Source organism: Vibrio sp. KMM 9700 (assembly GCF_058545285.1).
Window position 1 is genome coordinate 1714586 of the sequence record NZ_CM178589.1, and the last position, 20302, is coordinate 1734887.

Here is a 20302-nt window from a genome sequence, read left to right on the forward strand (position 1 = left end):
CAGTAACAGAGTGAAAGTGCTTATGCTGATTGACGTTGTTCACCTTCTTGGCTCGCAGCAATGCAGCGCGCAACCACGGTTTCAAAGTCCCCATTGATATCTATATCTATCACATGTGGCTCCGAAGCAGTCGGCATTTCTAGGGTCTCAAACTGGCTTTTGAGAAGCTCTACTGGCATAAAGTGGCCTTTACGATCTTGCATGCGCTCTTTGACGAGTTCAAAATCACCATAAAGATGAAGGAAGGTGACATTTTGATTGCCTTCGCAGATACGGTCGCGATATTTCTTTTTCAGCGCAGAGCATACGATCACTCCGACTTCGTTTTTTTGCTCAATACTAAAAGCCGCATCACTGATACGTTCAAGCCAAGGCATGCGATCATCATCATTAAGTGGCTGACCGGATGACATTTTTAAAATATTGGCTTTAGGATGCAAGTCATCACCATCAATAAATTTAGCACCAATTTTTTGGGCTAATGCCGCGCCAACACTGGACTTCCCCGTACTTGAGACACCCATGATGAGGAATACTTTGCCTGTCGCTTGATTATTCATTTTTTTGACCTCTATCTAATTTTTATCATTTCACGTTTGAATTATGTGTCTATATTATCAAGTTACGCGTAACATGTTACCCGTAACCAACAATAATGTGAAGTTCAACCCAAAAAAATATAAAACGGAGTAAAACTCTTATGTCTGACCTCTCTTTGATCTTAACCGCCGTCGGCTCGATCATTTTGCTTTTATTTCTTGTAATGAAAGTAAGATTGCATGCTGTGGTCGCGTTAATTTTAGTTTCTATGATCGCCGGCTTATTTTCAGGAATGAGCCCAGAATTAATTGCTCAAACTATCCAAAAAGGGATGGGTGGCACCCTAGGCTTTGTTGCTGTGGTTGTGGCACTTGGCGCAATGTTTGGCAAGGTCATGGAAGAAACTGGTGCGCTTGATCAAATCGCTCACACACTTTTAAATCGCTTTGGTGAAAAAAATGCCAACTGGGCGTTAACCTTTACGGGCTTTATTTGTGCGCTTCCTTTGTTCTTTGATGTGGCAGTGGTGCTGTTAATTGGTATCGCTTTTGCTGTGGTAAGAAAAGGTGGTGGTAGTGTTGTTAAAATTGGGATTGCATTGCTTGCAGGTATTGCAACTTGCCAAGCTTTCCTTATTCCGGCGCCAGGCCCTATCTTAGTTGCTTCTCAGCTCAACGCTGATTTTGGCTACATGATTGTTTTTGGTTTGCTTGCTTCGATTCCAGCATTAATTTTAGGTGGCCCAATTTGGGGAAGCTTTATTGCTAAACGTGTTCAAGTTGAACTGCCTGAGCATGCTCAATTTGATGAAAATCAGCGTGATGGTGATAGAGAGCCTACTTTTAAGTTAGCGATTGGTTTGATTGGCTTGCCTTTGATGATGATAGCATTAAAAACAATTGCCGCACGTTTTGTTGAACCGGGTTCAGACATTCACAATTGGCTTGAGTTTGTGGGCCATCCGTTTACGGCAATTTTAGTCGCTTGTTTGGTTGCCTTTTACTTATTGGGCTATAAGCGTGGTGTTTCTAATGAGCGTATTATGGAAATCTGCTCAAGTGCATTGCAACCAGCAGGGGTGATTATTCTTGTGACAGGTGCCGGTGGTGTATTTAAACAAGTATTAATCGATTCAGGTGTGGGTGAAGCACTCGGTAACTATCTTGCAGGATCTGGTTTGCCGGTTGTCGTGCTTGCATTCATTTTGGCTGCAGCAGTACGTATCATCCAAGGTTCAGCAACGGTTGCTATGCTCACCGCTTGTGGTTTGATTATTCCTATGCTTGAGCCGCTTGGTCTTTCTGGCGCGCAACTTGCGGCAGTGACGATTGCCATAGGTGGTGGTTCGATCGTGTGTTCACATGTGAACGATTCTGGATTTTGGCTGGCTAACCGTTATTTAGGCTTAACTGAAATGCAAACACTCAAAACCTGGACTGTAATGGAAACCATTATTGGTACATCAGGTGCAGTGGTTGCTTTGATTATCTCTCTCTTCCTATAACGATATATTGTCTAAAGGCTTAGGTATTTTACTTAAGCCTTTTTTATACCGTCTCTCCTAAGCTGACTTTAAACCCAAGATCATGTTGTGTTTGCTTGATCGGCTGACGTTCAAGTCTTGCTAAAAGCTCCGTTGCAGCCTTTTTCCCAATCTCAAATCTAGGCGTGATCACACTTGCAAGTTTTGGCACCATTGCCTGTCCGACATCATGCCCGTGAAATCCCGCAACCGCCATTTGACTCGGTATTTCAATGCCTTGACGTTGGCACTCAAACACTACGCCGGCAGCTAAGTCATCATTGGTACAAAATACACCATCGGTTTCAGGGTATTGCTCAAGAGTTTGATGCAACAGCTTAGCGCCAAGTGAGAAAGAAGAGGCAGCGTCTGTCATCACGCTTTGAGGGGTTAACCCATGTGCCAGTAGTGCTTTGGAGTAGCCTTTTAACTTAAGCTTTGTGCGCACATCTAAGCGCGCGCCGAGATAGACTATTTTCTGATAACCTTTGTTAATCATTGCTGTCGTCATATCAAAGGCTGCTTTTTGGTTATCAAAACCGACACATTGGCCAATTGGATTTTGGGTTAAATCCATCATTTCAATGACAGGGATCCCTGCGGTTTCAAGCATCCTTAATGTGCGCGGACTGTGTGCGCTTTCGGATAAAATCAAACCATCCACATGATAAGCTAAAAGCGAAGCAATACGTTGTTCTTCAACTTCTTGGCTGTAGCCATAGTGCGCGAGCATGCTTTGATAACCTGCGCCTTCCGTAATGCTTTCGATCCCGCGAATCACATCTGAAAATACTTGGTTGGTGAGTGATGGCACTAAGATCCCAATCGCATGACTTTTCGCGTGAGAGAGCATGTCCGGAGCTTTATTCGGAATATAGCCAAGCTCTTCGATTGCTTGCTCAATTTTAGCCGCTGTTTGAGCAGAGACTTTTGCAGGATCGCGTAGGCAACGGCTGACCGTCATTTTAGTTACACCCACACAGTCGGCTATATCTTGTAAAGTTGGACGTTTGTTTTTCATCGGCATCACTATCTATATTGGGGTAATTATTCTAACATATTCAAAGCAAAAGACTTATACCAAGCATAGAATATAAAGGAATACTGATGAAGATTGCTGATTTAGATTGGGTACTTTTTGACGCGGATGAAACCTTGTTTCGCTTTGATGGTAAACGCGGCTTAAAAATGATGTTCTCACGTCATGGGGTTGAGTTAACCGAGCATGATATTGCCGAATACCAAACGGTGAATCAGCCGCTTTGGGTGGCCTATCAAAATGGCGAAATTGATGCCAAAACGCTGCAAGTGACTCGCTTTGAAGCTTGGTCACAAAAGCTTGGCATCAGCGCTGAGCAATTAAATCATGATTATATGATGGCGATGGCTGATATTTGTGAGCCACTTGAAGGCGCTTTATCTTTGATGGAAGCGCTGCATGGCAAAGTCAAGCTTGGGATCATTACTAACGGTTTTACCGCCTTGCAAGATATTCGCTTAAAGCGCACCGGCTTTGATAAGTTCTTTGATTTATTAGTGATTTCAGAAGACGTTGGGATCGCAAAACCTGATGCTGGAATTTTTGAATACGCCAAAAAACAAATGCAACCGACACCTGAAAATAGTCGCATTTTAATGGTTGGGGATAATCCGCATTCTGATGTGTTGGGCGGGCAAAATGCAAACTTTAAGACTTGTTGGTTAAATGAACATGGTAAAGATATTCCCCAAGGGATCATGCCTGATCTCGTCGTGCCAAGTTTAGGTGAGCTGCAAGCATCCTTGATGGCTTAACTTCTTCTCGACAATGCCTTGGCTAAAACTGGGCATAAAATCAATACAAAGATAAAACGTGCGAGCTGCATCGCCATCACAAAGGCTACATCGGATTGGGTGCTGCTCGCGATAATTGCCACTGCGTCCATTCCGCCAGGGTTGGTGGCTAAAAACGCGCTGAGATAATCCACGTGCGCCCAATGCGCTATCCCCAAGGCAACCAAGGCATTCGCCCCTAACAGCAGTAAAATACTCGCAAAAACATACGGGAAAAGCTTCGCAGCATGGCGCACCACATCCCGTGTAAAACGAAAGCCTATCGCCCAGCCTAAGAATGCATAAGAAATGGCTAGAATAGGGAGAGGCAATTCGATCTCAAATGGGGTGAAAATCTTCACCAACATACAAACAACGATAGGCAAGATTAAGGCACCACCTGAGACTTTAAAGTATTTAAAATTCAGCCAAGGAATAAGGGTCGCAATCAGCAAGCTAACCCCAACATTGATCCAACTTTGCACTTCAAAAGCATGCAGCCAAGGGTTGTCACCTGTACTTGCAACGCCAAGCCAAAGCGCCACCATGGCAGCTGAAATCGCACTGCAAAACATGCGTAAATACTGCATAAAGGCAACTAAACGCATATCTGCGCCATAATCTTCACTCATTAAAGTCATCACGCTAGCAGCGCCTGGCGCTAATCCCCAAACTGCGGTGGAGCCGGGCAGAAGCGGCAGTTTACTTAACCCCCAACCTAAGAAAGACGAGATAAAAATAGTACTAAAAGTGCCGAGCATGAAAATTGGCCAATCTTTACCGACTTCACCGATAACATTTATCGGTAGGCCTTGTGCAACCATGGCGCCGATCATGCCTTGCGCGATTAAAAAACTCATTCTCGGTAGTTCAATTTTATTGCCACGCACGGCTAAGACAATACTCACAAACATAGGTGCAAGTAAGAGCGCAGCTGGGATATGTAAATATTCAAACAGGGCGGCAAGCAAAACAGAAGAGATGATGAGTTTGAGCCAGAGTTGGGGCTGTTTTGCTTTTAAAGTCATAGGGAGTTGATGCTTTGTTATATATGAGAAGAAGCTAAAAGAGTTTCAAGTATAAGATATTTCATGATATTTGTTTTGATTTATCTTCTAGTTAGATATTTTTTCTAGGGGTAACTTTTGATGCGGGAGTTTTTGCTTAAAGTTGGATTCAATTCTAAATACATTACCAGATGGGAAAACAATACGTGTAGAGGTAAGGCTCTGAGTCTTTTTATCAAAACCGATTTCGGATGAGCTAAATTTTCGCCCGTTAATTTCGCCAAATGCTCTTTGCATATAGAAAACACCGCGAAAATAATAGGCACTGCGAAAGCGAATACTCGTATTGGCAAAGGTGAGGCTACCATCTTTATATTCAAGCAGCTGTTTAGCGGTTTCTTTATGCCGACTTAATTTGAATGCATCTTTGGTTTTGTGGCGAATACTTTCTTTCGCTTTAAGCTGATAATAAAGCCAGTAGTTATCTTTACCGTCATCAAAGTAGGCATTTTGGCTAATATCATGCATGCGAATTTCTGCGCCCTTGGCTTGGAGCTGAAAGGGCAGAAGCATAGTACATAAAAGTAAAATAATTTGACGCATCATATAATAAATCCCCCAACAAGCATAAGCTTAGCTAGGGGATCCTCGTTATTTTATCATCAATTAGTTATTGATTAATTTTATTCTTCATCCGCAAAGCAGTCTAAGGTTTCACCTGCATTATTGGTACACCATAAAGCATTATCGAAATCAGAGCCTTGAATTGGGGCAACGTCTAAGGTTTCATCACCCCATACGCCTTGTAAATAGTATTCGATACCATCAACTGTCCAAATATGGAGATCTGTACGATCTGAAGGGCTTTCAGACTTACAGGCCGTTCCGTTCACCATATAAGAGTAATCGACGTCATATTCAGCAACATTATCAGTTGGACAAGAGTAAGAGGCAGATAAATCTAGGTCACTACGGTCGATACCTTTGTCTGTGCTGAAGATATTATGTAGATTGAGATGGAAGATAACGTCATCTTCAATTTGCTCAGTATAAACCGAGTCTTCATCTGCTAAGTGATCTTCAATGTTGGTGATGGTTTCTTCTACTTGGTCTGCATCTTCTTGTGTCATGCCAAGGGCAACCAAATCAAGAGAGTCAAAAGTATCACCGGCACTGATTAAAGTTTCTTTAGCATTTGATAACAGTTCACTTGCATTGCTACGGAAGGTAAGCAGTTGAGGATCTTCAACCCAAGATTTCACATCATAAGAGACGGGGGATGCTACTGATGTGACTGTTCCTGTCATTGTCTTATCTGAATTAAACTGATAAGCGGTAACATTCTCAAACTTTTTCTCTACAGCGGTATAATAAGTATCGTCAGCTGCATTATAAGCCGCAGTAAAGTACATCATACTTGCTGATGCCAATGCTGCTGTACGCGTAGCAAGACTATCTTGATAAGTAAATTCTTTTTCTTGCGAGCCATCGGTAAATTTAATGCTATACCCTTCACCAGGCATAGCTTTGGCTAGTTTTTCACTTGCAGCAATTAGGCGAGCAGCTTCTTCAGTAAGCAATTCAGAGACATCATCGGTTGTGCCTAAAGGACCTTCTGATACCAGTTCTAAGGTAGGGTTGCGAGCATAATCAAGTACTTTTGCAAGCATTTCTGTGTAGTCAGTACCCGTAATATCAATGCGATCTGTCACCGCTGGTTCGTTAACGATTTCAGCAATTTCTAAAAGCGCCGAAACAGCATCTTGCTGATAGCCATTACTACCATCGTCTGCTTCAAGTAAGTTGCGGTATTCTTCCAATTTGTCTTGGATATTAATATCTGCCACATCACCAGTTAAAATATCATTCAGATCTGCAATGATGTAATTAACATTTTCGCTATCATAAACGGCGCTTAAAGCATCGCTTGCCTCACTTGGCAGTACAATATCAGCTTCTGGTAAATCCGCCGTTGTGCCGTCAGTATTTTTGATTTTAACTTCAGCCATCGCAGCTGCAAAAACTTCATCTGAAATAGCAGAAAGAGGGTTAGCAGAGCTTAAGCTTTCACCATCGGCACTGGTTGTATCAATCATGTCATCTGACTTATTTAAGTCGATAGAATTTAAAAGTGCAGAGATGTTGGCTGCAAACTGCTCAGCTGTGATGCCTGATGCTTTGATCATACGCATGACAGATGCAGTTTGCTCTAAGCCAAATGGCGTGACGACAGTGTTATCAGAGCTAATTGGCGCAGTGTTTGAACCAATTGAATAACCGTCTAATGTGAATTCACAAATTGCGCCGTCATCAACCTTGAACTGACCAATATTATTGGTTGTGCCTGTTTCACCAGTATCACAAGAAAAATCTGCGCCCATAACTGGGTTAGTATCAAGCAATACAGCAGTGATATCACCATCGCCGTTGTTATCGCCACCGCCAGTGTTTGAATTACCGTTGTAATCAGGACCATCGCTACCGCCGCAACCAGCAAGTAGTGCGCCAACAAGTAAAGGAAGAAGTGCTTTTTTCACAGGAACCTCAAAAAGTTAAAAATAAAGTGAGATATGTGGGCAAGGCTAAAAGCAAGTTGATGAGAGTAAGCTGTCGCCAAGTCCTAAGAGAGGTCCTTAAAATAGCATGGCAGATATTCACCTACAAATAGGGTGGTTTTATTTTTGTTAACATGTAGCAGAATAAAAATTAAGCGTTTGCATGAAAATGACATGAAAATGTTAACTGGGTGCTTATATTCTCGTTTTAATATTCACGTTGTGAATGCTTTGTTTTTAACGGGTAGCCTGTACTTATGTTTGTTAACATAAAAAATTTCTAACACCATTTTATATTTTCGTGAAGTGGCTCGCAAAGCGCCAGTAACCAAAGGTGGGCTTTAATTACTGGTTTAAATATATTTAATCTTCACTAGATTCAGAGCGACTTCGTAATTTACGCGTACGTGTTAAACGGCGTCGTTTTAAGCCTTGATGAACCCCGCGACGTAAACTTTGAAAACTGCGCTCGATTTTATCGACCCCTAATAAAATACCTAAGGTTAATATCGTAAAGATGATCGATTGAGATTCATGGCCTAAACCTATCATTAGACCTAAACCTGCCAACAACCAGATCACCGCAGCTGATGTTACGCCGTGGATTTTGCCATCTAAGGTCATCATCACGCCTGCGCCTAAAAAGCCCACACCTGTGATAATTTGCCCAAGCACGCGAGCATGATCTTGGGAATAAGGTGAGAGCGAGGCAGCCATTGCCATGAACAAGTAAGTTCCTGAAATAATTAAAATGGCGGTGCGAATGCCAACAGGTTTGCCACGCAACTGACGCTCAAGACCAATCAAGGTGCCATTAAAGGCGCAAGTGATCAGAGCCGTCCAGTTAAATGGTGAAATATTTAAAAATTCAATTAGTTGCAGCTTAATATTCATCGCTTTGGATTAGAGTTAGTTCAAGAGAATAGGAGTATTTAGAGATCGCAGCATAACCCAAAACAAGAGAAATGATAGGGAAATGGTGATGATATTTTTTTATCTTCAGAAGAAGGGATTTTGCTTATCTAGGTCAAAGGTATTATATTATTAAAATGCATTGGTTTTTAAAACAATATGCAATAAACACATAAACCTTATGCGTACTTTTCATTATTTTTTTTGATTAAACCACTCTATAATCAATGTCATTGATTCAATATGCCCTTGCAGTTTGGGTATTGGTTGACATTGAATCACACTCATTCGCTAAATTGAGGATTTATTATGTTTCAAGCTCTCGTTTTAAACCAAGAAGAAAAACGTACCATTGCTAGTATTGAGTCTGTTGACGAAGCCCAGTTACCAGAAGGTGACGTATTAGTAGCCGTTGATTACTCTTCTATTAACTATAAAGATGGCTTAGCTATTACAGGTGCAGGCCCTGTGGTTCGTCAGTTCCCTATGGTTCCGGGGATTGATCTTTCTGGCACAGTGCTTGAGTCTGAGAGTGATAAATTCCAAGTTGGTGACAAAGTTGTGCTAACTGGTTGGGGTGTAGGTGAAGTCCATTGGGGCGGCCTTGCACAAAAAGCACGTCTAAAATCAGAATGGCTAGTTAAGCAACCAGAAAAAATCGATGCAAAACAAGCCATGATGGTTGGTACAGCAGGCTTTACCGCTATGCTTTGCGTGCAAGCTTTGATCGATGGTGGCGTAAAACCTGAGTCTGGTGAAATCCTTGTCACTGGTGCAAGTGGTGGCGTAGGTAGCGTAGCTGTGTCTTTACTCTCGACCCTAGGTTATAAAGTTGCTGCGGTAACTGGTCGTGCAAGTGTTAACGGTGAGCTACTTAAATCTCTTGGCGCAACACGCATTCTTGAGCGTAGTGAGTTTGAAGATCTTTCTCGCCCACTTGAAAAACAACAATGGGCTGGCGCTGTTGATACTGTCGGTAGCAAGCTACTAGCTAAAGTATTAACTCAAATGGATTATGACAGCACAGTTGCTGCATGTGGTCTGGCTGGTGGTTTTGATCTACCAACCAACGTGATGCCATTTATTCTACGTAACGTTCGTCTGCAAGGTGTTGATTCTGTTTATTGTCCACAAGAGCGTCGTCAGGCAGCTTGGGATAAACTAACTGAAATCCTACCTGCGAGCTATTTTGACTCAGCATGTACTGAAATCAATTTAGAAGATGCAGTCAAATTTGCGCAAGACATTATTAAAGGCCAAGTGACTGGACGTACAGTCGTTAAGCTTTAATCTAGGCTAAAGATCCCAGTTGAGATCTCGACATATATTCTTAAACCACTCTAATGATGATTCATGGGGTGGTTTTTTTATCGGTATTTTTAGTTCCCTACAAGGCCATTAACCTCTCTCTTTGCTCTATTAAGGCGCAGCACTCACTGATTAAAATATCCTTGAGCCATAAGTGTGGCGCATGGTTTTCAACTCTTTGATGCCAGATCAATGCATAATCAAAGGCGTTAAACTCAAAAGGCAGGGCTTTCACGACTAAGTTATGCTTTTTCGCTACCAAATAAGCCAAATCTGCTGGCACTGTAATAATCAATTGCTGCTCATCTTCAAGTTTATCAACTATCGCTAATGCCGCTTCTAAATGATACGCGCGCAAAATAATATTCGGCTTTTTCGCATCCCCAATCGCTTTGTCGAGTAAATCCTTCACGCCATCACTAATTGCAATCATCGCATGAGGGCTTTGCAAATAAGTTTCTAAGCTTAGCGGCTCTTTCGCCAGTGGATGATTTTTCGAAAGCAAACAAAAGACACCGACTTTACCTAACATTTTCTGGTTTAAATCATTTTCAAACCCAGCCGGGCGACAAATCGCAAAATCAGAATAAGTCGTGAGTTGGCAATGAATTTGTGGATGGTGCAAAGGTTGAAATTCAAGCTTGATATTTGGCGCTTCGCTATAAATTCTTGGCAATGCATAAGGCAATATGGTCTGCATCGCGTAATCTGTTGTCGCAATATAAAACTTTTGATGACAGCTTTTTGGATCAAAGGCTTGCGGCGAAAGTATATCGCGCATCGACTCAAGCGGCGCTTTCAAAGACTTTTGAAGTTCTACGGCTTTGGGCGTTGGCACAAGTCCTATGCCTTGGCGCACAAATAAGGGATCATCAAATAATTCACGCAAACGGCCAAGCACTCGGCTCATCGCAGACTGGCTCAAGTTCAAACGCGCCGCTGCACGGCTGACGCTTTTTTCTTCCATGAGTATATGTAGCGCGACCAAGAGGTTCAGATCTCGGCGATAAATGTCATCAAGTTCCATAATTAGATTCTTATTTATAAGATTATCAAGAAGATTCCCGCTTCAATATTTGTCCATTTTCTAATGCTAAAAAATACTTAAAGGTAGACAAAGAAAAGTTAAGGGAGCTTTTATTATGCCATGTATTAGTGAATTTTACGGAATTTTGATCTATATGTATTTTAGCGATCATAATCCCCCACATTTTCATGCTAAATATGCGGAATTTGAAATCCTAGTTAATCTGAGTACACTTGAAATATTGGAAGGTCAGTTTCCCAAAAGAGCCAAAGCTATGGTTTTGGAATGGGCGTCAGAGCATAGAGATGAATTATTAGAGGATTGGGAGTTATGCAAAGCCAAACAAAGCCCACACAAAATACCACCACTGAGTTAACAGCATCACTCATCCCTTGGCACATTAACCAAGTGACGGTGCTTCAAGGTGAAGAGATAAAAACTTTATTGGTAAGCTTTAAAGATAACAAGCAAGGTAAAGTTTTTTTTCATCCGAGTTGGTTTGCTGGTGTTTTGAAGGCTTTAAATGAACCTAAGCTGTTTGAAAAAGTGTATATCGAATATGGCGCTTTAACTTGGGAAAATGATTTAGATATTGATCCAAAAGCCATTTATGATGAGATAAAGCGCACTGGCGAGTGTCATTTATATTGATTAAAACTATTAGTTAGAAAGCCCCAAATCTATCGGTGTTTTGCTTGCCTTACCGCCAACTTCACGGGTGAGTTTTGGCACTAAATAGCCAGAGACACGCGTGAGCAAGTCCGCAATTAAGCTGCATGCTTTGTCATCTGAGACATAAAAATGCGCCGCGCCTTGGACCTTATCTAACAGGTGCAAATAATAAGGTAAAATCCCCGCAGTAAAGAGCGCTTCACTGAGTTTTTGAAGTGCATCCACATCATCATTGACTCCTTTTAAAAGTACGCTTTGATTGAGCAAAGTCACGCCAGCATGCTTAAGTAAGTCCATCGCTTGGCTTAACTCCTTATCAATTTCATTTGCATGATTGATATGGGTAACCAAAACCACTTGCAAGCGAGTTTGGCTTAATAGCTTGCACAAGTCTTGAGTGATTCGACTTGGGATCACCACAGGCAAGCGAGTATGAATACGTAAGGTTTTGATATGCGCAATCTTCTCAATCTCTGCCACTAACCATGCTAACTCATGATCTTTTGCCATTAACGGATCGCCACCGGATAAGATTACTTCATTAATTTCAGGCTTAGCCCAAATATAATCAATGGCTTGTTTCCAGTTTGCTTTGTTGCCCTTGTTTTCTTGATATGGGAAATGACGGCGAAAACAATAACGGCAATTCACCGCGCAGCCGCCTTTAACGATTAATAAGCAACGTGATTTATACTTATGAAGCAGCCCAGGTACAGCCGCATCTTGTTCATCGAGCGGATCGGTTGAATAACCTTCATGAATTTCAAACTCTTGCGAAAGCGGTAAGACTTGGCGCAAAAGAGGATCGTTTGGATCTTGGTGCTTCATTTTGGCAATAAAAGGGCGCGGCACACGCATCGCAAACAGTCGTCTTGCTTTTGCAGACTCCAAAAAAGGGGCTTGGTCAATTTGCAACATATCGAGTAAAACGAGTGGATCGCTCACCGATTGTGCTAATTCTTGCTGCCAAGTGGCTTCTTTTGAATACTTTTGTTCAACTAAAAGCGCTTTTTGGGGTATGATATTGGACATGAAAATCAACTCGAAAATATAGAGGAAAAAATGGCAACTGTTAGCACCAATGAATTCAAAGGCGGCCTTAAGATTATGCTTGATAATGAGCCGTGTGTCATTCTCGAAAATGAGTATGTGAAACCGGGTAAAGGTCAGGCGTTCAACCGCGTTAAGATTCGTAAACTGCTTTCGGGCAAAACGCTAGAGAAAACATTCAAGTCTGGCGAAACAGTAGAAGTTGCAGATGTAATGGATATCGATCTTGATTATCTTTACACAGATGGCGAATTCTACCACTTCATGAATGCTGAAACATTCGAGCAAATCGGTGCTGAAGTTAGCGCTGTAGGTGATAGCGCAAAATGGTTGGTTGAAAACAACACTTGTATGATCACGCTTTGGAACGGCAACCCAATCGCGGTTACGCCACCAAACTTTGTTGAGCTTGAAGTAACAGATACAGATCCTGGCCTAAAAGGTGATACGCAAGGTACTGGCGGTAAACCAGCAACGCTAAGCACTGGCGCTGTGGTTCGCGTACCTCTATTTATCTCTATCGGTGAAGTGATCAAAGTTGATACACGTACTGGCGAATATGTTGGTCGTGTGAAGTAATTTATTTACTTGCTGATTGATTATAAAGCCCTCGCATGAAGTAAAGATGCGAGGGCTTTATTTTTTCATTAGAATTTAACTAGTTAGATGCAGGAATACCCTCCCCGCGTACACCATCCCTTTCTAAAATTAAAACGGCTGGGGTCCATGCTGGCAGTTCAAGTTGATTTCCATCAATCATCACATCAGTTGCAAGATCAGATTGATAAACAGGGCTTACACTAAAACCATCACTTGGCAGTGTAAAATTAATCGCATCTGGCGTTGCATTGATTGCGACGATTAAGCCATCTAGGTTTGGATCCAAATCTGAAACTTGACTACCGTTATCAACACTCATAATGATGACGCCAGGCACTTGTTGACTACCCGTATTATGGAAGGCGAGTCTTTGAATCACTTCTTCACCTTTGCCTAAACGTAATAATGGATAAGTCTTTCTAAGCTTGGCAAGATCTTGATAATAGCTCACCATAGTTTGCATCTGAGATTGCTCTGGAACAGCCATTTCTGCATTATTATCAATTACTTCTTGTATCAATGCATAGTTTTCACCATCTTTATCAAAGCGCGGTAAGCCTTTATCCCAGTTATTATCTTCTAAGCCAAAATCAACTTTGTTATACCAATCGCCAGAATCATAAGAATCACGTTGCATTGATTTAGAGCGAAGCAGTTCAGATCCCATATGGGTAAAAGGAACACCTTGCCCAAGCATGGCTGTTGCAAGTGACACGGCTTGGATTCTCACTCTGGTTTCTATAGGGGTGCTGTAGTCGATTTTGTATTGGTTATTGTCCCACAAGGTTTGGTTATCATGTTTAGAGACATAGTTTTGGATTTCTGATGGATCTTGCGCATAACCTGCAGCTTGACCATTGTAATCAAGTTGCTCACCTTTAATCAGATTGTCGGTTGAATCAATAAACTGAAAATCTTTTAAGTTACCCGCCATCCCAAGGCGAACCAGATCAGCCAGATGTAAGGCACTTTCCTTACTCACATCTGCTATTTCATTTGGATCAACATAGGCACCATTGCCAAAACCTTGATTTTTTCGGATGCTTTCTTGTGTATCAAATGGGCTTCCACCACGCACTGCATCACGTAAGCGATCGGAAAAACTACCTATGCCAGTACCTGCTAAGTTTGCTTGCGATGCTTGAGTGAATAAAGCATCATCTGCGACCTCTCCAAAATTCCAACCTTCGCCATAAAAATAAACACTCGGGTCAACTTTTTGCACTTCAGCTAATGACTCTTGGATTTGTGCCAGTGGATGATGCGCCATTAAATCAAAACGAAATGCATCAATTTTATAATCCCTTGCCCAAACAACGAGTGAGTCTTTGATTAATTTTGCCATCATTTGATGCTCTGGGGCGGTATTTGAACAGCAGGTTGAGTTCTCCACAATCCCAGTAATAGGGTTGAGGCGGTTATAATACCAAGGCACTATTTTGTCGAGCACAGAGGTATCCGATGTTGGACCAGCACTATTGGTATGGTTGTACACCACATCCATCACCACATTCATGCCAATATCTTGCTTGATCGCTTGCACCATTTGTCTTGTTTCCAAGATACGCTGGCTGCCTTCTGGCTCGGTTGAATAAGAGCCTTCTGGTACAGTGTAATGGAATGGATCATAGCCCCAGTTGAAGCCATCGGTTTGAGAAATATAAGCTTGCAGCGCTTGGACTTGGTTATTCTCAGGGGAGTCTGTTTCTGCTAATTGCGCAAGCACCGCTTGAATGCTTTGCCCTGAATCGCAGTAAGTTGCAAATTCACTCTTGGCTACATCAGGGTTTACCTCGCATAGACGTGAAAAAGCTTCCGTGATATTGACTTGATTTTGCGCGGATTCATTAATGGTGGCAATGTCAAAAATTGGCAACAAGTGTAAATGCGTCACACCACTTTCACTTAACTCTTTAAGGTGTTTGACCGGTGTTGATTGTGATTGAGTAAACGCAAGATATTTACCTTGGTAAGGCGCTTTAATTGTTGGATCTAGGCTACTAAAGTCTCTGATATGTGATTCATAAATAATAAAATCAGCAGGATTATCTTGAGCAATTGGACGTTCTAAATCATCCCAACCTTCAGGTTTTAATGCCTCTGAATCTAAATCAACAACTTGGCTGTATCGAGAGTCCGTTGCCAAACTAAGAGAGTAAGGATCTGTGACTTGATAGGTTTCAAACTTCTTCGAAGACGGGTGGAACACATTTATATCATAAAGATAATAATCACCACTTTGCGCTTTATCTGTTGTGAGTGACCATATACCGCTATCTTCTTGATAATCCATTTGAATTTTATCTTTCTCATTCTTATCTTGATCAAATAAGACGAGCTCAACATTTAGAGCAGAGGGTGCCCAAAGATTAAAACGAGTGCCAGTGTCATCTAAAATCGTCGCGCCAAAAGTGGCAGATTGTGCGCTGCTGGCAAAAAGATCATCTAGGCTATTTGCTGTCTGGACTTGGGTGCCAGATAAAATATAACCCTCATCGTCAACCGCAATCGCATAGAGTTGCGCCTTGACGGCATTTTTCATATTGATGCTTGAGTCAATCGCAAAAGCTAAGCTATTTTGGGCAACTTGCGGTTGGCGCGCAGCTTCTTCTGCGGTGAGTTCTGAGGGCTTAAGCACAGCATAAGGTTGGATATATTGATTGTTTTGATCAAAGCTTGCGCCATCTTCCCAAGAGACATAAAGGCGATATTCATCCGCGCCACTCGGAGCATCCATCCATGCGAGCTTATAGCCAGATAATAAATGCGCTTTTGCGTTCGCGATTCCAACAAGTTGTTGATAGGCTTCAGCTCTTGTTGCATATGGCGAGCCATTGCCTTGGATAAATGAAGCACTCGCTTGGTTATCGGATAAATCTACCCGTCCATCTGAGCCTAATAAATTATTTACGCTTTGATCGCGAAGAATCACATTGACGCAGTTTTGCTCACTAGTTGGGCTAAGAGGTAAACGCCAGTAGGCACCAAACTCATCTTGCGCGGTCGGCGTGTTCGATTGATCGTTCCAATCTTTGATCCAAGATGCATCACTGGCATCGCAGTTAGCATCATTCCATGTATACAGACTATATTGCGAATAATCTTTCCCGCCGTTATCGACAAAATAAATAATCGCCTCGCCTGAGTTTGGAGAGAGCGGATCTGAAATTTCATCACTTGCCACCAAGCGCGCGGCAGGCCCTGTTGTTTCCGGTAGATCAACAGTAAATACAGGGGCTTGGTTGTCAGTTTCTATATCGATAGAGTACGGATCTGAATCATCATTACAGCCTGAAATAATCACTAAACTGAATATGGGTAGCCAGATTCTTTTGTTTCTTAATGTATTGGATTTCATTTTAATATCCTTGTAGATAAAAATATGAGCAGGGGTTTTATTGTTATATGCACGTGGCATTTAAGCTTATGAGTATATATTTTTGTTTGATTTTTATTCAGGATGAGATTTGTGATGAAGTGGTTGTACTTGTTCAGTTATTTATTAAGTGATTGATTTGTATGGATGAGAAGGATGAATGACATCTCTTTTTTGAGAGGCTTATCGAGTAATGAGAAATTGAGCGGGTAAATTCTTAAGGCTTAGGTAAAAGGCGTAGAAATTAAACGAGGGGAGGATGGTTAAAATCAAAAAATATCAGATGTTATTGAAGCAAAAGATTATATTTTAATTCGACCGGGATATCTTAAATAAATCTATGGGCGTAGGTGAGGGGCGTAGAAATAATATTTAAGATACAAAAAAGGCGCTAAAGTAGAATAACTACCCAGCGCCATTTTTATTTATTATTTTAAGTGCTTACACCATAAACACAAAAATAACTGAAAGTAGGCTTAAAAAACCTGCAATGAAATAACAGATCACCTTACCTGTTGTGCCAACATGGAATTTTAAGTCATGCATACCATGGTGCACACGGTGCATCGCATGCCAAATTGGTAGCGCAATGCTTAGGATGATAAATAAACCACCTAAAAAGCGTCCCGCAAAAGTTGCCACGCGATCATAGCTTAGTGCATCGGCATCGATAATTCCCATAGGGATCAAAATGCCTAGAACTAAAACAGTGATTGGCGTGATCATGGCAAACCAAGTGCCACCTGCGCCAAATAATGTCCACCAGATTGGCTCTTCAGAGCGTTTTGGATTTTGATCAATTGTATGCTTTTGATTCGTCATCACTTGCTCCTTAGACGATGAGTAAAACGATAATAGAAATCACGGCAACTGCTGCCCATTGTGCGCCAACGATAGCTTTTTTCTCTACCGCTTTGCCTTTGATTTTAATCGGCATAACTTGCGGCATCATGCTAAAGAAAGTTTGTGCGTGGAACAGACTCCCAGCCAGTGCCACAACATTAATCAGCACAATCACAGGGTTTGCCATAAAGTTTAGCCATGCATCCCAAGCTTCTGGGCCTTTCACCAAACAGCCTAAGCCAAAGGTTAAGAACAAGGTGAAGAGGATCAAAGGTAGCACTGTTGCTTCACGTAACATGTAAAAACGGTAGAAGCTATGCTTGCTCCACCAATTGCGCTCCACTGGGCGAACATAAGGTTTACGTTTGCTCATCTTAGATCTCCTCTGACTTAAACATTGAAATCACAAAATCCATTGAAGATTCAACTTTGCCTTGGTTTACCGCAGCTGCTGGATCAACATGTTTTGGACAGACTTCAGAGCAATAACCAACGAAGGTACAACCCCAAGCGCCGTTTTCACTGTTGATCATTTTCATACGCTCAGCTTTACCATTATCACGGTTATCTAGGTTATAACGGTGTGCAAGAGTAAGCGCTGCAGGGCCGATAAACTCAGGGTTTAAGCCAAATTGCGGACATGCTGCGTAGCAAAGACCACAGTTGATGCAACCAGCAAATTGTTTGTATTTTGCCATTTGCTCTGGGGTTTGCGTGTTGGTGCCATCTTCAGGCGTGCGATCATTGCCAATGATATAAGGTTTAATCGCTTCAAGGCGCTCAATAAATGGCGTCATATCAACAATTAAGTCTTTTTCGATTGGGAAGTTCGCTAGTGGTTCAAGCGTCACGCCATCAGGGTAGTCACGTAAGAAACTCTTACATGCAAGTTTTGGCACGCCATTGACCATCATGCCGCATGAGCCGCAAATCGCCATACGACAAGACCAGCGATAAGCTAAGTCTTTATCTAAGTTGTCTTTGATATAACCAATAGCATCCAGCACAGAGGTGGTGTCATCACATGGCACATCAAAGTCTTGCAGATGCGGTTCATTATCGACTTCTGGGTTATAACGAAGAATATGAACTTTTTGAATGCGTTGTTCTGCCATTAGTTGTTCTCCTTCGTAGCGTTTTCTGCGGCTTCTGCTGCGGCTTGTTTGGCTGCGGCAGCTTCTTCTGCGGCTGCGCCATATAGACGCGCTTCAGGCTGCGACTTGGTAATTTTGACTGGGCTATAATCGATGTTTGGACGCGCATCTTCTTGATAGAAAGAAAGCGTATGTTTCAAGAAGTTCACATCATCACGCTCAGTACAACCATCATCTAAACGTTGGTGCGCACCACGTGACTCACGACGTAAAATCGCAGATTCAGCCATAGCTTGCGCCACATCTAGGCCATAACCCACTTCGATTGCATAGAGCAGATCAGTGTTAAAGACTTGGCCTTTATCTTTAATGCTAATACGCTTATAACGCTCTTTGAGCTCAGCGAGTTTTTCGATCGTTTCTTGGATCAAATCTTCACGGCGATAGATACCACAACCGGCTTCCATGGTGTGACCCATTTCAGTGCGGATATCTGCCCAGTTTTCATCACCTTCTTGGCTCATTAAGGTGTCAATGCGATCTTGCACAGCTTTCACTTGCGCTTCGATAGCCTTATCATCCCAACCTTGGAAAGTTTTTGCGCGATCGGCTGCGCCTTCACCGGCAACGCGGCCAAAGACCACAAACTCAGCCAATGAGTTCGAACCTAAACGGTTTGCGCCATGTAGACCAACAGATGCACATTCACCGACAGCAAATAAGCCTTTGATACGGGTTTCACATTTAGGATCGGTTTCAATCCCGCCCATGGTGTAGTGAACCGTTGGACGAATTGGGATAGGCTCTTTTGCCGGATCAACATTCACATAAGCTTTGGCAAGCTCACAGATAAATGGCAGACGCTCTTGCAGATAGTCTTCACCTAGGTGAGTCAAATCAAGATGCACCACATCACCGAGTGGGTGCTTAATGGTGTTGCCTTTTTGCTGCTCATGCCAGAATGCTTGTGAAACCTTGTCACGCGGACCAAGTTCCATATATTTGTTCTTCGGCTGACCGACTGGCGTTTCAGGGCCCATGCCATAATCTTGCAGATAACGATAGCCGTTTTTATTGACGATAATACCGCCTTCACCGCGACAACCTTCTGTCATCAAGATGCCAGTGCCAGGTAAACCAGTTGGGTGATATTGAACAAATTCCATATCACGTAGTGGCACGCCATGACGATATGCCATTGCCATGCCATCACCGGTTACAATGCCGCCATTGGTGTTCGTGTTATACACACGACCTGCGCCACCCGTTGCCAAGACAACAGATTTTGCTTTGATAACAACCAATTCGCCTTCTGACATGTGAATTGCGATCAAACCTTGGACTTCGCCTTCTACAACAAGAAGATCGACGACAAAGTATTCGTCGAAACGTTTGATGTTTGAATATTTGATAGAAGTTTGGAAGAGGGTGTGGAGCATGTGGAAGCCAGTTTTATCTGCCGCAAACCAAGTGCGTTCAACCTTCATGCCGCCGAAACGACGCACGTTCACGTCACCGTTTTCTTTACGGCTCCAAGGGCAACCCCATTGTTCCATTTGGATCATTTCGCGGGTCGCGTTCTCGACAAAGTATTCCACAACGTCTTGTTCGCATAGCCAGTCACCACCACCAACAGTGTCATTGAAGTGGTTGTCGAGCGAGTCTTCTTCTTTGACTACAGCTGCCGAGCCGCCTTCGGCTGCAACTGTGTGGGAGCGCATAGGATAAACTTTTGAAACGAGCGCAACTTCTAGCTCAGGGTTAGCTTCTGCCGCTGCAATAGCAGAGCGTAAACCTGCACCACCCGCGCCAATGACTGCAATATCAGTGGTAATAGTCTTCACGGCTATCCTCCAGTGTGTATAAGGATGTATTTATTCATTTCATATGCATTATTTGAAATGTTATTTTTTATTTTTCGTGTATAAGTGTAACGGATAAAACAAACCTAAATATTGATTCAGGGCACTTTTTTTTCGGATTT

Annotated in this window: 19 protein-coding genes; 6 read left to right on the plus strand and 13 right to left on the minus strand. The window is 42.4% G+C overall.

From position 1 onward, the window contains the following. Positions 1-20: 20 nt before the first annotated feature. Entirely contained in the window at positions 21-560 is a 540-nt protein-coding gene (locus AC2VOY_RS07640; RefSeq protein ID WP_491830720.1) for a gluconokinase, read from the minus strand. A 140-nt stretch (positions 561-700) separates the two neighbouring features. Between AC2VOY_RS07640 and gntU the strand changes: the two genes are divergently transcribed. Next, complete coding sequence (gene gntU / locus AC2VOY_RS07645) at positions 701-2044, plus strand: gluconate transporter (protein WP_491830721.1); 1344 nt, start codon at positions 701-703, stop codon at positions 2042-2044. Between the two features lie 43 nt (positions 2045-2087). Here the strand turns inward: gntU and gntR are convergent, their stop codons facing one another. After that, on the minus strand, positions 2088-3089 hold the full coding sequence (gene gntR, locus AC2VOY_RS07650) for a gluconate operon transcriptional repressor GntR (protein WP_491830722.1): 1002 nt from the start codon (positions 3087-3089) through the stop codon (positions 2088-2090). 80 nt (positions 3090-3169) lie between these two features. On the opposite strand from gntR, the gene yjjG reads away from it, so the two are divergent. After that, complete coding sequence (yjjG, locus tag AC2VOY_RS07655) at positions 3170-3856, plus strand: pyrimidine 5'-nucleotidase (RefSeq protein WP_491830723.1); 687 nt, start codon at positions 3170-3172, stop codon at positions 3854-3856. Here yjjG and AC2VOY_RS07660 read toward each other — a convergent pair. The 4 genes from AC2VOY_RS07660 to AC2VOY_RS07675 form a co-directional block, all read right to left on the minus strand. Then, on the minus strand, positions 3853-4902 hold the full coding sequence (locus AC2VOY_RS07660) for an AbrB family transcriptional regulator (RefSeq protein ID WP_491830724.1): 1050 nt from the start codon (positions 4900-4902) through the stop codon (positions 3853-3855). The genes yjjG and AC2VOY_RS07660 overlap by 4 nt on opposite strands. An 87-nt stretch (positions 4903-4989) precedes the next feature. Then, positions 4990-5487, minus strand: coding sequence for a hypothetical protein (locus tag AC2VOY_RS07665; RefSeq protein ID WP_491830725.1), 498 nt, complete (start codon positions 5485-5487; stop codon positions 4990-4992). Positions 5488-5564: 77 nt separating this feature from the next. Continuing rightward, the gene (locus tag AC2VOY_RS07670) at positions 5565-7418 is read right to left on the minus strand and encodes a hypothetical protein (RefSeq protein ID WP_491830726.1); all 1854 of its coding nucleotides are present in this window, start codon (positions 7416-7418) and stop codon (positions 5565-5567) included. 381 nt (positions 7419-7799) lie between these two features. Beyond that, positions 7800-8330: an MgtC/SapB family protein gene (locus AC2VOY_RS07675; RefSeq protein ID WP_491830727.1), complete on the minus strand. Its 531-nt coding sequence runs from the start codon at positions 8328-8330 to the stop codon at positions 7800-7802. Positions 8331-8657: 327 nt separating this feature from the next. Here AC2VOY_RS07675 and acuI point away from each other — a divergent pair, with 327 nt between their 5' ends. Beyond that, positions 8658-9638, plus strand: a complete 981-nt coding sequence (gene acuI / locus AC2VOY_RS07680; RefSeq protein WP_491830728.1) for an acrylyl-CoA reductase (NADPH) — start codon at positions 8658-8660, stop codon at positions 9636-9638. Positions 9639-9735: 97 nt separating this feature from the next. Here the strand turns inward: acuI and AC2VOY_RS07685 are convergent, their stop codons facing one another. Further along, a complete protein-coding gene (locus tag AC2VOY_RS07685; protein WP_491830729.1) occupies positions 9736-10683 on the minus strand; it encodes a LysR family transcriptional regulator in 948 nt (315 codons plus the stop codon). Positions 10684-10798: 115 nt separating this feature from the next. Here AC2VOY_RS07685 and AC2VOY_RS07690 point away from each other — a divergent pair, with 115 nt between their 5' ends. Both AC2VOY_RS07690 and AC2VOY_RS07695 read left to right on the plus strand, forming a co-directional pair. Further along, positions 10799-11059: a DUF4160 domain-containing protein gene (locus tag AC2VOY_RS07690; RefSeq protein WP_491830730.1), complete on the plus strand. Its 261-nt coding sequence runs from the start codon at positions 10799-10801 to the stop codon at positions 11057-11059. Continuing rightward, positions 11014-11334, plus strand: coding sequence for a DUF2442 domain-containing protein (locus AC2VOY_RS07695; protein WP_491830731.1), 321 nt, complete (start codon positions 11014-11016; stop codon positions 11332-11334). The genes AC2VOY_RS07690 and AC2VOY_RS07695 overlap by 46 nt, the downstream gene beginning before the upstream one ends. A gap of 9 nt (positions 11335-11343) precedes the next feature. On the opposite strand, the gene epmB is transcribed toward AC2VOY_RS07695, so the two are convergent. Then, complete coding sequence (epmB, locus tag AC2VOY_RS07700; protein ID WP_491830733.1) at positions 11344-12387, minus strand: EF-P beta-lysylation protein EpmB; 1044 nt, start codon at positions 12385-12387, stop codon at positions 11344-11346. Between the two features lie 30 nt (positions 12388-12417). Here epmB and efp point away from each other — a divergent pair, with 30 nt between their 5' ends. Beyond that, the gene (efp, locus tag AC2VOY_RS07705; RefSeq protein WP_491830734.1) at positions 12418-12984 is read left to right on the plus strand and encodes an elongation factor P; all 567 of its coding nucleotides are present in this window, start codon (positions 12418-12420) and stop codon (positions 12982-12984) included. Between the two features lie 79 nt (positions 12985-13063). On the opposite strand, the gene pulA is transcribed toward efp, so the two are convergent. The 5 genes from pulA to frdA form a co-directional block, all read right to left on the minus strand. After that, positions 13064-16363 (minus strand): pullulanase-type alpha-1,6-glucosidase, encoded by a 3300-nt coding sequence (gene pulA / locus AC2VOY_RS07710; protein WP_491830735.1) that lies wholly within the window; start codon positions 16361-16363, stop codon positions 13064-13066. Positions 16364-16822: 459 nt separating this feature from the next. Next, positions 16823-17203, minus strand: a complete 381-nt coding sequence (gene frdD, locus AC2VOY_RS07715) for a fumarate reductase subunit FrdD (protein ID WP_491830736.1) — start codon at positions 17201-17203, stop codon at positions 16823-16825. 10 nt (positions 17204-17213) lie between these two features. After that, positions 17214-17597, minus strand: coding sequence for a fumarate reductase subunit FrdC (gene frdC / locus AC2VOY_RS07720; protein WP_491830737.1), 384 nt, complete (start codon positions 17595-17597; stop codon positions 17214-17216). Between the two features lies 1 nt (position 17598). Beyond that, positions 17599-18339 carry a succinate dehydrogenase/fumarate reductase iron-sulfur subunit gene (locus AC2VOY_RS07725; RefSeq protein ID WP_491830738.1) on the minus strand — a complete coding sequence of 247 codons (741 nt, stop codon included), beginning with the start codon at positions 18337-18339 and terminating at the stop codon, positions 17599-17601. Beyond that, positions 18339-20162: a fumarate reductase (quinol) flavoprotein subunit gene (gene frdA, locus AC2VOY_RS07730; RefSeq protein ID WP_491830739.1), complete on the minus strand. Its 1824-nt coding sequence runs from the start codon at positions 20160-20162 to the stop codon at positions 18339-18341. The genes AC2VOY_RS07725 and frdA overlap by 1 nt, the downstream gene beginning before the upstream one ends. Positions 20163-20302 lie beyond the last annotated feature (140 nt).

Coding starts and splice junctions, on each gene's coding strand:
- epmB (WP_491830733.1), bottom strand. CDS start 12,387: ATGTCCAATATCATACCCCAAAAAGCGCTTTTAGTTGAACAAAAGTAT.
- frdC (WP_491830737.1), bottom strand. CDS start 17,597: ATGAGCAAACGTAAACCTTATGTTCGCCCAGTGGAGCGCAATTGGTGG.
- pulA (WP_491830735.1), bottom strand. CDS start 16,363: ATGAAATCCAATACATTAAGAAACAAAAGAATCTGGCTACCCATATTC.
- AC2VOY_RS07695 (WP_491830731.1), top strand. CDS start 11,014: ATGCAAAGCCAAACAAAGCCCACACAAAATACCACCACTGAGTTAACA.
- AC2VOY_RS07660 (WP_491830724.1), bottom strand. CDS start 4,902: ATGACTTTAAAAGCAAAACAGCCCCAACTCTGGCTCAAACTCATCATC.
- yjjG (WP_491830723.1), top strand. CDS start 3,170: ATGAAGATTGCTGATTTAGATTGGGTACTTTTTGACGCGGATGAAACC.
- AC2VOY_RS07725 (WP_491830738.1), bottom strand. CDS start 18,339: ATGGCAGAACAACGCATTCAAAAAGTTCATATTCTTCGTTATAACCCA.
- gntR (WP_491830722.1), bottom strand. CDS start 3,089: ATGCCGATGAAAAACAAACGTCCAACTTTACAAGATATAGCCGACTGT.
- AC2VOY_RS07690 (WP_491830730.1), top strand. CDS start 10,799: ATGCCATGTATTAGTGAATTTTACGGAATTTTGATCTATATGTATTTT.
- AC2VOY_RS07640 (WP_491830720.1), bottom strand. CDS start 560: ATGAATAATCAAGCGACAGGCAAAGTATTCCTCATCATGGGTGTCTCA.
- AC2VOY_RS07665 (WP_491830725.1), bottom strand. CDS start 5,487: ATGATGCGTCAAATTATTTTACTTTTATGTACTATGCTTCTGCCCTTT.
- gntU (WP_491830721.1), top strand. CDS start 701: ATGTCTGACCTCTCTTTGATCTTAACCGCCGTCGGCTCGATCATTTTG.
- efp (WP_491830734.1), top strand. CDS start 12,418: ATGGCAACTGTTAGCACCAATGAATTCAAAGGCGGCCTTAAGATTATG.
- AC2VOY_RS07675 (WP_491830727.1), bottom strand. CDS start 8,330: ATGAATATTAAGCTGCAACTAATTGAATTTTTAAATATTTCACCATTT.
- frdD (WP_491830736.1), bottom strand. CDS start 17,203: ATGACGAATCAAAAGCATACAATTGATCAAAATCCAAAACGCTCTGAA.
- acuI (WP_491830728.1), top strand. CDS start 8,658: ATGTTTCAAGCTCTCGTTTTAAACCAAGAAGAAAAACGTACCATTGCT.
- AC2VOY_RS07685 (WP_491830729.1), bottom strand. CDS start 10,683: ATGGAACTTGATGACATTTATCGCCGAGATCTGAACCTCTTGGTCGCG.